This window comes from Chitinophaga agri (genome assembly GCF_010093065.1).
Taxonomy (GTDB): domain Bacteria; phylum Bacteroidota; class Bacteroidia; order Chitinophagales; family Chitinophagaceae; genus Chitinophaga; species Chitinophaga agri.
Map to the genome: position 1 here is coordinate 911,693 of NZ_CP048113.1, position 13,727 is coordinate 925,419.

At 48.1% G+C, this 13,727-nt stretch carries 13 protein-coding genes; 7 read left to right on the forward strand and 6 right to left on the reverse strand.

Features of this window, described 5'->3' with window-relative positions; genetic code table 11:
• Nucleotides 1–32: 32 nt before the first annotated feature.
• Nucleotides 33–395 (forward strand): winged helix-turn-helix transcriptional regulator, encoded by a 363-nt coding sequence (locus GWR21_RS03395; protein ID WP_162330378.1) that lies wholly within the window; start codon nt 33–35, stop codon nt 393–395.
• A 4-nt stretch (nt 396–399) separates the two neighbouring features.
• Entirely contained in the window at nt 400–1,437 is a 1,038-nt protein-coding gene (locus GWR21_RS03400) for a serine hydrolase domain-containing protein (RefSeq protein ID WP_162330379.1), read from the forward strand.
• A gap of 48 nt (nt 1,438–1,485) precedes the next feature.
• Here GWR21_RS03400 and yiaA read toward each other — a convergent pair whose 3' ends face one another.
• A complete protein-coding gene (yiaA, locus tag GWR21_RS03405; RefSeq protein WP_162330380.1) occupies nt 1,486–1,953 on the reverse strand; it encodes an inner membrane protein YiaA in 468 nt (155 codons plus the stop codon).
• A 143-nt stretch (nt 1,954–2,096) separates the two neighbouring features.
• Between yiaA and GWR21_RS03410 the strand changes: the two genes are divergently transcribed.
• On the forward strand, nt 2,097–3,605 hold the full coding sequence (locus GWR21_RS03410) for a hypothetical protein (protein ID WP_162330381.1): 1,509 nt from the start codon (nt 2,097–2,099) through the stop codon (nt 3,603–3,605).
• A gap of 23 nt (nt 3,606–3,628) precedes the next feature.
• Here GWR21_RS03410 and GWR21_RS03415 read toward each other — a convergent pair whose 3' ends face one another.
• Nucleotides 3,629–4,327: a DUF1826 domain-containing protein gene (locus tag GWR21_RS03415; RefSeq protein WP_162330382.1), complete on the reverse strand. Its 699-nt coding sequence runs from the start codon at nt 4,325–4,327 to the stop codon at nt 3,629–3,631.
• A gap of 289 nt (nt 4,328–4,616) precedes the next feature.
• On the opposite strand from GWR21_RS03415, the gene GWR21_RS03420 reads away from it, so the two are divergent.
• Entirely contained in the window at nt 4,617–5,096 is a 480-nt protein-coding gene (locus GWR21_RS03420; RefSeq protein ID WP_162330383.1) for a nucleoside deaminase, read from the forward strand.
• A gap of 161 nt (nt 5,097–5,257) precedes the next feature.
• Here the strand turns inward: GWR21_RS03420 and GWR21_RS03425 are convergent, their stop codons facing one another.
• From GWR21_RS03425 to GWR21_RS03435, 3 genes are all read right to left on the reverse strand, one after another.
• Entirely contained in the window at nt 5,258–5,443 is a 186-nt protein-coding gene (locus GWR21_RS03425; RefSeq protein WP_162330384.1) for a hypothetical protein, read from the reverse strand.
• Between the two features lie 139 nt (nt 5,444–5,582).
• The gene (locus tag GWR21_RS03430; protein ID WP_162330385.1) at nt 5,583–7,790 is read right to left on the reverse strand and encodes a hybrid sensor histidine kinase/response regulator; all 2,208 of its coding nucleotides are present in this window, start codon (nt 7,788–7,790) and stop codon (nt 5,583–5,585) included.
• Between the two features lie 340 nt (nt 7,791–8,130).
• Nucleotides 8,131–8,388: a hypothetical protein gene (locus tag GWR21_RS03435; protein WP_162330386.1), complete on the reverse strand. Its 258-nt coding sequence runs from the start codon at nt 8,386–8,388 to the stop codon at nt 8,131–8,133.
• 309 nt (nt 8,389–8,697) lie between these two features.
• Here GWR21_RS03435 and GWR21_RS03440 point away from each other — a divergent pair, with 309 nt between their 5' ends.
• Nucleotides 8,698–10,953: a transferrin receptor-like dimerization domain-containing protein gene (locus tag GWR21_RS03440; protein WP_162330387.1), complete on the forward strand. Its 2,256-nt coding sequence runs from the start codon at nt 8,698–8,700 to the stop codon at nt 10,951–10,953.
• 65 nt (nt 10,954–11,018) lie between these two features.
• On the opposite strand, the gene GWR21_RS03445 is transcribed toward GWR21_RS03440, so the two are convergent.
• Nucleotides 11,019–11,714 carry a LytR/AlgR family response regulator transcription factor gene (locus GWR21_RS03445; protein WP_162330388.1) on the reverse strand — a complete coding sequence of 232 codons (696 nt, stop codon included), beginning with the start codon at nt 11,712–11,714 and terminating at the stop codon, nt 11,019–11,021.
• Nucleotides 11,715–11,842: 128 nt separating this feature from the next.
• On the opposite strand from GWR21_RS03445, the gene GWR21_RS03450 reads away from it, so the two are divergent.
• Together GWR21_RS03450 and GWR21_RS03455 are read left to right on the forward strand one after the other, a co-directional pair.
• A complete protein-coding gene (locus GWR21_RS03450) occupies nt 11,843–12,214 on the forward strand; it encodes a hypothetical protein (RefSeq protein ID WP_162330389.1) in 372 nt (123 codons plus the stop codon).
• A 77-nt stretch (nt 12,215–12,291) separates the two neighbouring features.
• A complete protein-coding gene (locus GWR21_RS03455; protein WP_162330390.1) occupies nt 12,292–13,713 on the forward strand; it encodes a TolC family protein in 1,422 nt (473 codons plus the stop codon).
• Nucleotides 13,714–13,727 lie beyond the last annotated feature (14 nt).

Below are 13,727 nucleotides of genomic sequence, written 5' to 3' on the forward strand. Positions count from 1 at the left end.
AAAGCCGAAAAGTGGTAACATTTATGTAACCAATGAAGAAATTCAAAGCACATACATCGACGTGTCCGATTGTTCATACGATGACCTATATTGGTGGTAAGTGGAAACCTATTATCCTGGGCCGGCTGGTGAATGGGGCAGTCCGGTTTGGGAAACTGGCGGTACAGATACCGGATATATCACGTAAGATCCTGACCGAGCAACTGAAGGAATTAGAGGAAGACGGCATCATTATCCGGCATAGTTATAACGAGAAGCCGCCCCGCGTTGAATACGAACTAAGCGAGATCGGTCAGACCGTCCTGCCTGTGCTGATGGCAATGACGGAACTGGGGGAGCAAATGCACGAAGCCATTACTAAACACAAGCGGAATAGTTTGTCTGGAAAAAATTAATGCAATGAGAAAATTCTATATTCTTTTCTTACTATTCGGACAGTCGTCTCTTTTAGCAGTTGGCCAGTCATCTGTGCATGTACCTGCTGACGCTGCGTTACAGACATTGATGCAGCGGCACCAGGTGCCCGCCGCTGGTATTGGTGTTATTGAAAATAATGAATTGAAAAGTGCCCGGGTCTTTGGTGAATTGAGGGCTGGAGTGCCAGCGCCTGCCAATACGCTGTTTCAGGTTGCATCGCTGACCAAACCAGTTGTAGAAATGACCACATTACGACTGGTCAGCAAGGGACTCTGGTCCCTGGATGCCCCCCTGGCGAAGTACTGGACCGATCCGGATGTGAAGGATGATCCCAGACATGGGTTGTTAACTACCCGTCATGTATTGTCCCATCAGACGGGGTTTGTCAACTGGCGGTGGGAGCATCAGACAGGCAAACTTGTTTTTGATTTTGCACCAGGTACAAATACGCGGTATTCGGGTGAGGGATTAGAATATCTGAAACATGCACTGGAGGCCAAATTTAAAATGCCACTGGCTGCGATCGTCAGCAAATATCTCTTTGAGCCAGACAGCATGAAAGACACTCATTTTTTCTGGGACGGAGGCGTGACAGAAGACCGGTATGCGGTGCCTCATAACAAAGAAGCTGCACCGTACGAGATCCGAAAGAATAAGGAAGTCAGCGCCGCGGATCTGCTGATGACCACTATTACCGACTATACAACATTTGGGGTAAATGTTTTAAGGAAAAAGCAGTTGAATGATAAGGTCTGGGAAGACATGATACATATACAATCCAAAGAGCCGAATGCGAAATTCGGCCTTGGATGGGAAGTATATAACAATGTGAAAGGCGGGGACTTTGTGCTCTTACATAGTGGAAGCGATCCCGGCGTGAGAACAGTTATTGCACTGCTACCGTCGTCTAAACAGGGGCTGGTGATCTTCACCAACAGCGACAATGGTATTCCGTTTATTAAGGATCTCATCAAAGAATCGCTGGATATAGGAGAAGCGTTGCTTCAGAAGGTGAAATAAACCCCGCAGGCTTGCCAGGCAAGGAACTGCGGGGCTGCAACCGCTACGTTACATCTCTTTATCGGCGATCAGCTTCGAGTCACGGGTATTTTTTTGTACAGCAATGGAGGAAAACATGCTCAGGACGAACGCCATGGCATAAAAACCTTTCTCACTCAGGGCCATATCTGCATTCCACAGGCCAATCGTTAACAGGAGCACGGCGGCGATAGCAGCAAACCAGCTTAGTCCGTAATAAAGGTCCGTTACAGCCAGTCCTTCCGCCCTGTCTCTCACGCTTTTTTGTACAGAGATGACTGCGAACAAGCCAAATAATAAAATAGTCAGATAATAGCCTTTTTCGTTGAGCTGCATATTGGCATTCCACAGGCCAATGCAATATCCTACCGCACCTGTCAATAAGGCGAACCAGGATGCTCCTATAAATGCTCCGGTAGGTTTAAGGGGATTTCTGCCCTTTTCCCCATTTTTTGCAGAGGATGAATTTTCGTCTGTTCTGTTTTGTAGCGGTTCCATAAAACTTTGTTTGAGTGATTAATATGAAACAAATGTCGGATGTAAAGGAGACCTGAAAAAGCCAGATTGTGTAAATTACTGACGATATAATTTTCAAATATTTACCTTTGATAACATTGGTAAAATGATTAAACGATAGGTGTATGGACTCACTTTCGGAACTGGTAAAACTGCTTAATAATAATGAAATAGAGCTTTTTAGGCAGTTTTTGCGACGGAAGAACAAACGCGGCGATGTAAAGAACCTGCAACTGCTGGAATTAATAAAAACTGACGATATAAAAGGCATAGATGCCCTGTATGCATCAGAAAGTGTCGATGCTTATCATGCTTTGCGCAAAAGGTTGCAGGATAGTTTGCTGCTATTCCTGTCACAACGTGCCTTTGAAACCACGCATGCTGATACCTATGACGCGCTTCGTTTGGTCATGGTAGGTCGTTTTCTGCTGGAAAATGATGTGGTGAATGTCGCATTTAAGTGTCTGGATAAGGCGGAGCGGCTGGCGGAGCACCTGGAACAGTTCAATCTGCTGAACGAGTTGCTGTTACTGAAGCTGCAATATGCCCATCTGCCGGGTGCTGAAGACCTGGACGTACTGACCGCACGTTTTCTGCAAAACCAGACACATATGCAGCGGGAGGCGAAGCTGAACATGGCCTATGCCTTTCTGCGGCGGGAGCTGCAGCAGATACACCTGAAAGGAAAGATCGTTAATCTGACCGCCCTCATGATCACGACTATCAGGAAATATAAGATCTCTGAGCAGGAACTCATGACCTATAAGTCTGTTTATCAGATCCTCTTTATTGCGAATGAGTATGCCGCTATCCAGCAGAACTATGGATTGATAACACGTTATATTGACCGGACGAATCAATTTATACAGGACCAGGCGCAGAAGAAGCAGCCTTATCTCTTTTATCATATCTCCATTCTATATCTGTTGGCTAACTTCCATCTGCGGCAAAGGGAGTTTGAGAAGAGCAGCGCCTATCTGGAGGAGATGGATACATTAATGGGAACAGACAGCCGCTACAGGGCGCAGTTCTATTTACGTCACCAGCTGCTTGTGTCGCTCAATCTGTTCTTTACCACCGCCGCCGGTGGGGCTATCCAGATCGTGCAGGCATCACTTGCCAGTATAAAGCATGGGGCTAAACCCGAGGATATAGAGGATTTACGGATATGCCTGACCATGTTCCTGGCGCTCTCCAACGATCAGGGAAGTTTGAAACAACTTGCTATGCTGACCCGCACGGATGCCTGGTATGAAAAGAAAATGGGTATGCTATGGACTATCCGGAAGAACATGATGGAAATTCTGATCCATGCGCAGTTCTCTAATACCGAACTGGCGATGTCGAGGGTAACCAGCTTCCGCCGGCGATATAAGAAGTATCTGTTAAAGACCTCGGAGGAGCGGGTGTTGGTGTTCCTGAAGCTGGTGGAGAAATATCTTCAGCAACCGGATGTGGTGTATGAAGTCGCGTATCAGCAAACGGTGTTAAGTCTGGTAGACAAAGTGGCGAACAACGATATTTTCACGCTGAGCTTTATTGCCTGGCTGATGGCCCGCTGGGAGCGGAGAACCGCCTATGAAGTTGTACTGTCTTTAATCCGGACGGGTGATTACCAACATGACGGGCTGTGATTGGCCGCACCACCGCTGTATGATCAACAGATCATTAATAACCGCTTCTTTCCGGATCGTTCTGCTGGTGCCCGGTGAAGGCAGGGCACAACCGGGCTTTCGGGGTGATCAACTGCTAACCGCCATAGGTTGCCAGTGCCTAAATTGATGATGTTGGCGTTCGGTTTGGCCTGATAATGCAGATCGAAGAAATGGTCAATCAAGAATGACTCGAAACCTTCGTCAGGGCCATCATATAGCTGTTTCAGTTCCGCACGTATCTCCGGGATCAGTATTTTCTGTTCACCCTGTGAATTGGGCAGTATATCACTGGCATCGCCATGATACGTACACAGGAAGGTATTAGTTGGTACGGGAGAACGGTCTACATGGAAGGAATAAACGTCGGTCGGGAAAAAGGGGAGGGCGTCGTCCCGGTCATAGTGACAGATGACGTTCAGAACGGGCGAAGCGCCATGTGCTTCCAGCAGTTGCCAGTCGCTTAACAGCGTTTCACGGGCCAGTTGCCCCTGTTCACTGAGCGCAAGTGCGAGCAGGTCTTCCTGTTCGATGGTGGTTATGTTACCGTCCAGGGTGAGCTTTTCGACGATCTCAGCGAAATCACCTGTTAGTTCACGGGTCCAGCAAATCGCGTTTATCTGGCCTTTAAATGGCGTGGAAACGAGGTCGTGGAAAGTAGTGACACAGTGAACTTGATTTTCGGCGTGAGAGAGATCGATCATGATAGTGTGTGTGAATGTTGCGTTGATGAGGTATGTGGCCGGCGGAGCCTGCGTACATACCCATTGGAAAATTTCGGATGAAGGTAATAAGAAAACCTAACAGCGGGTATGTCCAGTTGTTGCCTCAGTCCAATCAGACTATCAGGTAAGACGTTACAATGAGTGGCGCTGAACTGCCCGTTAGTAAATGACATATCCTGGCGCATGATGGCAGTAGCCGGCATCGCATTACCAGATACTGTCAGGATAGCGCGGCATTTTTGTGTATTTTTGGTACAAAGCAATATTTATGATCGGAGAAAGAGAAAAACGGTTTATGCAGATAGCAGTCGAACTTTCCCGTGAGGGAATGGAAAAAGGAGACGGAGGGCCGTTTGGCGCTATCGTAGTGAGGGGAGAGGAGATCGTAGGACGTGGCTGGAATAGTGTGTTAGCCCTGAATGATCCTACGGCGCACGCAGAAGTGACTGCCATCAGGGATGCCTGTTCCAAACTGAATACCTTCCAGTTGCACGACTGTGAAATATATACTTCCTGTGAACCCTGCCCGATGTGCCTGGGTGCTATCTATTGGGCGAGACCACAGCGTGTCTACTTCGCCAATACGAAGGAGGATGCAGCGGCCATTGATTTCGATGACTCGTTTATCTACCGGGAGATCCAGGTGCCGCATGCCGACAAGAAAATACCGTTTATCGCTTTTCCATCGGATGCCGCCCGGCAGGTATTTAAGGACTGGCAGGTGAAGGGTGACAGAACGTTGTATTAATTGGCAGTGGGGGAAATGGAATGTGTTATGAATTGAGACATTCCGTTATTCTATTGTAAAAGATAAATAGCAAAACGGGGAGCTTCAGGAACTGAAACACCCCGTTTTTACTATTTTAAGAACCGTCATTAGGTGCAATTCCTAATGCTTGGTCCTGATTATTACGCAGCTTTCTTAGCGGCAGGCTTGTGACCTTCATGGCCTTTATGTGCCTTCGCGCTGTCGGCAGCTGGTTTTTCAGTTTTAGCTTTTTCTTTCTTAGCAGGTTTCTGTGGCGTCTGTGCGAAAGTGATCGCGCTAACACTCATAAATACCGCTGCTACAATAAGGCCTTTTTTAATGTTCATGATCGTAAGTTTTTAATAATTTTTGAGAGGTGAATTGTTTCAATCACTGAAGTAAAGTTACCTCTTCAAAAGGCTGCATCCGGGCGGTTTCGGTGAAAAGGGCGCAAGTGTCGTTGAAAAGCCACAAACGAAAGGCGGGCTAGAAAAGTAATTGCATAGTCTCGTGTAATGCTCTCATACAGAGTGATTTAAGTGTTTCGAACTGCCTGGCGACATCATCCTGGTCATAGCTGGATTCCAGTTTTTCCAACGATTCAAGGATGGGATACAACTGTCCTTCCAGTCCGATAAAGGAAATAGTCGTTTTAAGTGTATGTGCCGTCCGGCGTATATCCGTGACGTTATTACTATCAATAGCCCGTTTCAACATACTCAGGTCTTCTGGCAGCTGGCCCGCGAATTGCGTGAGCATATTTTGTTCAAATGCCTTATCGCCCCGGGAGAGTTGCTGGAGGTATTCCAGGTGAACCAGTGTGGAGGGGGATGCGATATGCCCGTTAAGAACCGGCTGGTGAGTAAAATGTTCGGTTATACCGCTTTTACCGGTAAAGATCTGTATCATGCTATACAGCTCATCCTCGCGTATCGGTTTGGCCAGGTATTCATTCATGCCGGCCTGGATACATTTCTCCCTTTCGCCCGACATGGCATGCGCCGTCATAGCGATGATGGGGATATTGGAATGTAAATCTTCCCTGATTTTTTTAGTAGCCGTATAGCCATCCATTTCCGGCATCTGGATATCCATCAGCACGAGATCAAAATGTTGGCTGGTCAGTGCGTTCAGTGCTTCCTGGCCGTTATTTACCAGCTGATAATGCAGGCCCCTGTTGTCCAGCAGGTGCCTGAGCAGGTGCTGGTTCATACGGTTATCTTCTACAACGAGCAGCTGCGCATCGGACGGCTGTGGTAAGGAAAAATGTTCCTGCGAGAGCGCGGGATGTTCTGCCCCATCTGCCGGTAAATGGCCCAATGAGTAGGGAAGCTCCACCAGGAACAGACTCCCTTTCCCGGATTCACTTTCTACCCGTATGCTGCCATGCTGTAGCTCCACCAGCTGTTTCACGATGGTGAGTCCGAGACCAGTACCACCGTATTTCCGCGTAATATCTGCCTCTGCCTGATGGAAGCGGTCAAATATGGTAGACAGCTTGTTATCTGCGATGCCAATGCCTGTATCACTCACGGCAAACAACAAACGAACGCCTGCCTCACTGCCGTTCAGCAGAGAGACATTTACCTGCACCTGCCCCCTGGAAGTAAATTTGATCGCATTATTGATCAGATTGACCAGTACCTGGGTGAGCCGCATCACATCTCCATATAGGATGTCCGGTACGTTTGCTTCGGCATTCATGGTAAAGGCCAGCTGTTTTTCCGCAGCTTTAGGCTGGAACATGAGCTGAAGGGAGTGGATCATGCCCCGGAGACTGAAAGAGACAGGTTCCAGGCGCATCATACCGGATTCTATTTTTGAAATATCCAGGATGTCGTTGATGATATCCAGCAGGTTTTCTCCGGCGTGCTGGATAGCCGCCACATATTCTTTTGATTTCTCGTTCTGCGGCTGTTGCTGCAGTAAATGGGTGAAGCCAAGGACCGCGTTCATTGGTGTCCTTATTTCATGGCTCATGTTGGCCAGGAACTGGTCTTTAATAACGGTTAGCTTTTGTTCCTGCTGCCGCGAACGGTCCAGCGCATCGATCAGTTGTTCCTGCTTATAGATACGGCTGGTAATGTAAAGGAAGGACAGTAGACTCGACAGACAGGCAAAGAACAGCATGATGGTACCCCAGTTCAGCGCTTTCTGTCCGCTGGTGTCTATCATATGCGTCATCCGGTTTACTTCTGTTTGCCGGGTACTGTCAAGGGAATGAAGTATCACATTGATCGCATCTCCGAGGCGTTGCCCTTTCTGGGCGTTGATCATTCGCTCGGCAGCGCCTTTACCCTTTCCATAAAAGCTGTCCAGTACGTGTATGTTGAAATTATTTTTTTCATCCACAAGGTAGTTTAGCTGGGTTAACAGCTTTTCTGTGCTGTCATTGAGGGCGAGTTTATTGATCTCAGTGAGGTCGGACCTGATGACCGCCACTTCTGCCTCTATACCGGTGATGTTCAGGGTGTCCTGGGAGATGACAGTGCCCCGTACCTTACTATCGGTTTTGGCTATATTGGTCTGCAGCTTCTGCAGTTCATTCTTCACATTCAGCTCATTCAGCAGCTTTTCATTACCGGAAATGAGCTTACGGATGTTCTTGGCTGAGTTGAATTGCAGCACTATGAACAGTACGAGTCCTATAATGAACAGGCCCAGCAGGTAGTATTTTATCAGCTTTGGCTGCATAGTGTGCTCCGGTATTTTAATAAAATTACGATTTTGTTCAGTGATGGCTTCTTTTAGTGGCAGGAAGACTGACAACGGGGTGTTCATTACGGACGAATGACGAATCACGAATGTTATACATCCGTCACCCGTCATTCATTGCTTTAACCCAAATCTTATCTCCGTCAGATCACTGAATCCACTATCAGATCTATCGATGTTGCCCGTTGCATTCCTTTGGTTATAATATCGTCGTGTTTTTCCTGATCATTGAAGGAAAACAGGGATCTGCCGTGAATAGCCGCTCTGCCGGAGATGATCACTATAGAAACTTAAAGGTTGACCCTTTTAAGATGTGCTATTACTTGGTAGCAGGAGCAGCCGCTTTTTTGGCAGTGTGGTGTTTCTTATGTGTTTTCTTTGCGGCAGTAGCCTGTGCTGGCTTGGTAGCAGGTTTTTCCTGTTTAGCCGTAACGGTCACCGCTTTCATTGTTGCAGGTTTAGCGGCAGTGTTAGCAGTTGTAGATTTAGCTTTTGTGGTATGGGCCGGAGTAGCAGCGAAAGTTGCAGTACCTGCGAAGATCATGGCTGCTGCCATCAGTGTTCCTAACTTTTTCATGGTAAATTGTTTTGTTTGTGATTAACTATTTTTAAGATTATTAAGTCATTTTCAGCATGTCAGTCAGCAGCAATCCGGTCGTTGTAGCTATTGATCCTTTTTTTGTTCGTTACGGGTTAGTGACCGGTTGCTTTTTGTTTGATTTGCTGACTCAAAGATAGGACGGTCGGGCGCTGGTACGGGATGGATTTGGGTTAACAGGCATGAGTTGTCGGTGGAAAAGGAGGAAGTGTCGGCGGGATCGGTTATATTTGTTTGCTACCACCATCAAAAGACGTTAAGTCAACTAAAACAAACCCTCATTTTATAATGGATCTGAGAAAAACTGCCGGCAGTATTGCCCTGCTTTTAGTATTACAAGGCGCCTATGCGCAGCAAAAGCTGAGTGGTTTCAACAGCGAACATGCCCAACAGCAACTGGAACTGGAAGCCCGTTTTGACAAGGAACTGAGTGCAGCCGCTATTGGTAATAACATCAAAACGCTGTCGGCTAAACAACATTATCTCGGTACGCCTAGAGATAAGTGGGTGGCGGAGCATATTCTGCAGCAGTTTAAATCCTATGGTTGGGATGCTAAGGTGGAAACTTACCAGGTGCTCTTTCCTACACCAAAGACCAGGATACTGGAGGCGAGTTATCCGGCTAACTATAAAGCTGTGCTGAAAGAACCGGCGTTAAAGGAAGACGCCAGTACGGGACAGCCCGACGAGCTGCCTACCTATAATGCCTGGAGTGCCGACGGCGACGTGACCGGCGAACTGGTATTCGTGAACTACGGTTTGCCGGAAGATTATGAATACCTCGAAAGGCTCGGCATCGATGTAAAGGGAAAAATAGTCATTGCAAAATACGGCCGATCGTGGAGGGGTATTAAACCTAAGGTCGCACAGGAACATGGGGCGATCGGTACGCTGATCTATTCCGATCCGAAGGACGACGGTTACTACCAGGGGGATGTTTATCCGCAGGGTGCGTTTAAAAGCGAATACGGGGTGCAAAGAGGCGCTGTGATGGATATGGTGATATATCCGGGCGATCCGCTGACCCCGGGTGTAGGTGCGACTGAAAATGCCCAAAGACTGGAACGGGCGGCGGCGACCAACCTGTTAAAGATACCGGTACTCCCGATCAGCTATCACGATGCGGCGCCCCTGCTGGAAGCCCTGGAGGGTCCCGTGGCACCGGAAAGCTGGAGAGGTGCCCTGCCGTTCACCTATCATGTTGGTCCGGGGAAAGCGAAAGTGCACCTGAAGCTGGAGTTTGACTGGAAGATGGTGCCGGCCTATAATGTTATTGCTACCATGAAAGGGAGTCAGTATCCTGACCAGTGGGTGATCAGGGGAAACCATCATGATGCCTGGGTGTATGGTGCGGCGGACCCTGTTAGCGGATTATCTTCCCTGCTGGAAGAAGCCAAAGCGATCGGCGAACTCGCCAAGAGGGGTTATAAGCCAAAGCGTACGCTGGTATATGCCGCCTGGGACGGAGAGGAGCCTGGTCTGCTGGGTTCTACTGAATGGGTGGAAACACATGCTGCTGAGTTACAACAGAAAGCGGTCGCCTATATCAACTCTGATGGTAACAGCCGCGGATTCATGGGGGTAGGCGGCTCTCATGCCCTGGAGCCTTTTGTTGGGGAGATCGCCAGAAGCATTAGCGATCCGCAGACGAAAGTCAGCATCTTTGAAAGAAAACAGGCTGCCGATGTAGTCGCAGCATCTACTACTAAAGCGAAGAAAGATATACTGGCAAAGAAAGACCTGACCATCAGTGCGCTGGGATCAGGGTCTGACTATTCTTCTTTCCTGCAGCATCTGGGTATCCCGTCACTTAACGTCGGTTTCGGCGGAGAAGGAGCCGGTGGTGAATATCATTCCATTTACGATACTTATGAGAACTACTCCCGCTTTAAAGATCCTGGATTTGAATACGGCGTAGCGCTGTCTAAGCTGGCGGGTCATGCCGCATTGAGACTGGCGGATGCGGATGTCCTGCCTTTTGATTTCCGTAGTCTGGCAAAGACGATCACCGGTTATATCACAGACCTGATCTCTCTTGCTGACCAGATGCGGGAAAGCACGGCCGTGGAAAATCAGATCATCAGCAGCAATGCCTATCAGCTGGCAGGTGATGCCACAAAACCCCTCAAAGTGCCTGCCGCCAAATCAGAAGTGCCTTACATCGATTTTTCCAAACTACAGAATGCGTTAGTGGCATTTGATAAAGTGGTGCAGCAGTTGCAGGATGTGAAAAAAGGACAGTTGCCCGCTGCAAAACAGGATGTGCTGAACAAGGCGCTGTATCAGGCAGAACAACAGTTGCTGCACGCAGGGGGCTTGCCTAACAGGGACTGGTATAAGCACGTGATATATGCACCTGGTTTCTATACCGGGTATGGTGTGAAGACGATGCCAGGTATCCGTGAAGCGATCGAACAGCGGAAATGGAAAGAAGCAGAAGAACAGCTGACGATTGCAGCGAATGCTGTCAACAGACTGACAGATTATCTCGAACAGACACTGGCCGCTGTAAAACCTGCGCCGGAAACAGCAGATAGCAAATAACATCGCCTGTCATAAAAAAGGTGGTCGTACCTATGACAGCTACGACCACCTTTTTCATTATTCATTCATAAAAGATTCAGCTTACTATTCAATGACGCCCGATAAGCATCCGCCACGGGAATCGCATTCTTAGCTATAACGATCGCCCCATCTTCAATTGATTCGATCTTGTCAAGGGCGACAATATAAGACCGGTGTACCCGCATGAACTTCGTTGCCGGCAGTCGTTCTTCTATCGCTTTCAGCGTTGAATGTACTGCGTGAAACTTTTGACCCGTGTGCAGTTTTACATAGTCTCCCATTGCTTCCAGGTATAACACCTCATCCAGTTTGACACGTTTCAGCACGCCACTGTCCCTGATGAAGATGAACTCATGATCCGTCTCCTGCACGACCTTATTCCCGGCCTGTTTTAACTCCTTCACTCTTTCAATCGCCTGTATGAACCGCGCGGGCGATACAGGTTTAATCAGGTAATCCGCGACATGTAGTTCAAACGCCTCGAGTGCATAGTCTTTCTTTGCCGTGGTGAAGATGATGACAGGACCATTCTTACCTATATTACGTGTCAGTTCGAGTCCGTCCATGCCGGGCATTTCTATATCCAGCAGCAGAAGGTCTATCTTCTCTTTTTGCAGGATATTATAGGCGTCTATTGCACTGGCGCATTCGCCGGCCACGTGGAGCTGGTCTACATGGCTGACCAGTTGTTTCATGGCAGTGCGTGCCAGCTTGTTGTCGTCAATGATGAGGCAGTTCATGGCACAAAGATAGGAATGCTGGTGAGTGACCGGGCTTAAAGACAGCTTATAATTCCCTTAAAACATCCGCAGAGCTATGTATTATAAAATTGTTTAAATATCTTGCAGCTGATTAAATGGGTCTCAACTTGAAGCAACTTAAAAGGCTTTTACTTTTCCTGTCCTGTATCTTCTTACTTCCTGCGTTGCAGGAGGACAGCCCGTTTATATCTCACGCATCACAAACTGTATTACATCCAACTACAGGTAATACTTTACAAACAGATAAGCACAAGGTCACTTATCATGCTGTTCAGTTTGAATCAGTGACGAAGAGGCCTTATAAGTACCGCAGCCGTACGAAGGCCCTGAATGACTTTCATGAATTATGTCTGTTTGTTTCCAGCATCCGTATCAGGCCTATTCTCCTTTATATCCAGCCTCATTATAAGGGGTATAAGGAATCCTATATCAGTGTCGCTGTTACAATAAGTGACTGGAGAGGCCCTCCTGTAGCCTAATCTTTCTATTTTCTCAATGTATTCTTATTTAAAGCCACCGGTATGCGCCTGTGGCTGAGTTAACACATCTGTCAGTTATGAATAAAAAACATGCTGCAGGGATGTGCGTGATATCGCTATGCCTGCTGGCAGGCGTGTCGCCGCATGTTCATGCACAATCAGCAGCGGAGCATTTGTCCCTGCAACAGGCGATCTCTCTGACGCTTGATCATTATCCCTCGTTAAAAGCGAAACAGACATTATCGAAGGCCAGCATTGCCCATACTACGGATGTCAGCCACAACTGGTGGCCTGCCGTTAAGCTGGTGGAAGAAGCGACAGTTGGTACCGACAATGGTATCTATGGCTCTTATTTTCCCTTGGGAACAATACCCTCCACTTCTGGTGGTATCAGGGCGGCTAACCGGGGGGATGTGATGAGTGGCAATATTGCACTTGCACAGGTACAATGGGAGGTTTACAATTTCGGAGCGTACCGTTCCCAGCGTGAGGAGGCCATCCAGCAGCAAAAAGTGGCCGGTATGGATGCAGATATCACTGCGAATGACCTGACGGTGGCAGTTGTGCGGGACTATCTGGGTATGTTGCAATACCGTTCACTGATGCAGATCCAGGCCGACAATATCGAGCGTACACGCTCCGTGCAGCGGGCGGTGACGGCTATTGTGTTGCATGGTCTGAAGCCAGGCGTAGACAGTTCTATCGCTGCGGCTGAATTATCCAAAGCAAGATTAAACTACCTCGATATACAGAACAGCTATAACAGTGTGCGCATGCATATGAGTATGCTGACAGGGTTGGACACCAGTGCCATACAACCTGATACACTGTATAATAACGGATTGTTATCCATGCTGGCTGGCACCGGCGATACAACCAGTGTAGCGGCGTCCCATCCGGTATTGCAATATTATAACGGCCTGTTGTTACAACAACAGAAACATGAAACCGTGATCCGTAAAGCCGCCCTGCCGAAAGTATCCATTCTGGCAGCAGGCTGGATGAGAGGTTCCAGCGGGCAGTTTGATGATGTATATAATAAGAACCTGTTCAGTGGATTGAGCTATAGTCGCCGTAACTATCTGGCTGGGTTGGCGTTGACCTACAACCTGGCAGATATCGGTCATACAAGGGACAAGATGCGGGAACAGACATTGAAAACAAAAGCAGCAGCCGAGCAGCTCGAAACGACGCAACTGGTGCTGGATAATAGTCTGCGGCAGTCTAAACTGAATATCCGTACTGCCCTGGATAAGCTGCGCGAGATGCCTGCACAGCTGAATGCTGCCCGAGCGGCGGCCCTGCAGAAAATGGCACTCTATAAAGGCGGACTGACAAACATTATAGAAGTCACCAATGCACTATACCTGCTGAACAGGGCAGAGACAGATATGGTGCAGACCCGTAATGCCGCCTGGCAGGCATTGTTTACACAGGCCTTCGCCGCTAACGAGATACAGGGGCTTGTACAGCAGCTGGAACAATCCCGTATCCAATAACATCAAAAACCGAT

Excerpts from the sequence above, each read along its gene's own strand:
- GWR21_RS03440 (WP_162330387.1), top strand. The coding sequence starts at position 8,698 with ATGGATCTGAGAAAAACTGCCGGCAGTATTGCCCTGCTTTTAGTATTA.
- GWR21_RS03420 (WP_162330383.1), top strand. The coding sequence starts at position 4,617 with ATGATCGGAGAAAGAGAAAAACGGTTTATGCAGATAGCAGTCGAACTT.
- GWR21_RS03395 (WP_162330378.1), top strand. The coding sequence starts at position 33 with ATGAAGAAATTCAAAGCACATACATCGACGTGTCCGATTGTTCATACG.
- GWR21_RS03425 (WP_162330384.1), bottom strand. The coding sequence starts at position 5,443 with ATGAACATTAAAAAAGGCCTTATTGTAGCAGCGGTATTTATGAGTGTT.
- GWR21_RS03410 (WP_162330381.1), top strand. The coding sequence starts at position 2,097 with ATGGACTCACTTTCGGAACTGGTAAAACTGCTTAATAATAATGAAATA.
- GWR21_RS03400 (WP_162330379.1), top strand. The coding sequence starts at position 400 with ATGAGAAAATTCTATATTCTTTTCTTACTATTCGGACAGTCGTCTCTT.
- GWR21_RS03455 (WP_162330390.1), top strand. The coding sequence starts at position 12,292 with ATGAATAAAAAACATGCTGCAGGGATGTGCGTGATATCGCTATGCCTG.
- GWR21_RS03415 (WP_162330382.1), bottom strand. The coding sequence starts at position 4,327 with ATGATCGATCTCTCTCACGCCGAAAATCAAGTTCACTGTGTCACTACT.
- yiaA (WP_162330380.1), bottom strand. The coding sequence starts at position 1,953 with ATGGAACCGCTACAAAACAGAACAGACGAAAATTCATCCTCTGCAAAA.
- GWR21_RS03435 (WP_162330386.1), bottom strand. The coding sequence starts at position 8,388 with ATGAAAAAGTTAGGAACACTGATGGCAGCAGCCATGATCTTCGCAGGT.
- GWR21_RS03430 (WP_162330385.1), bottom strand. The coding sequence starts at position 7,790 with ATGCAGCCAAAGCTGATAAAATACTACCTGCTGGGCCTGTTCATTATA.
- GWR21_RS03445 (WP_162330388.1), bottom strand. The coding sequence starts at position 11,714 with ATGAACTGCCTCATCATTGACGACAACAAGCTGGCACGCACTGCCATG.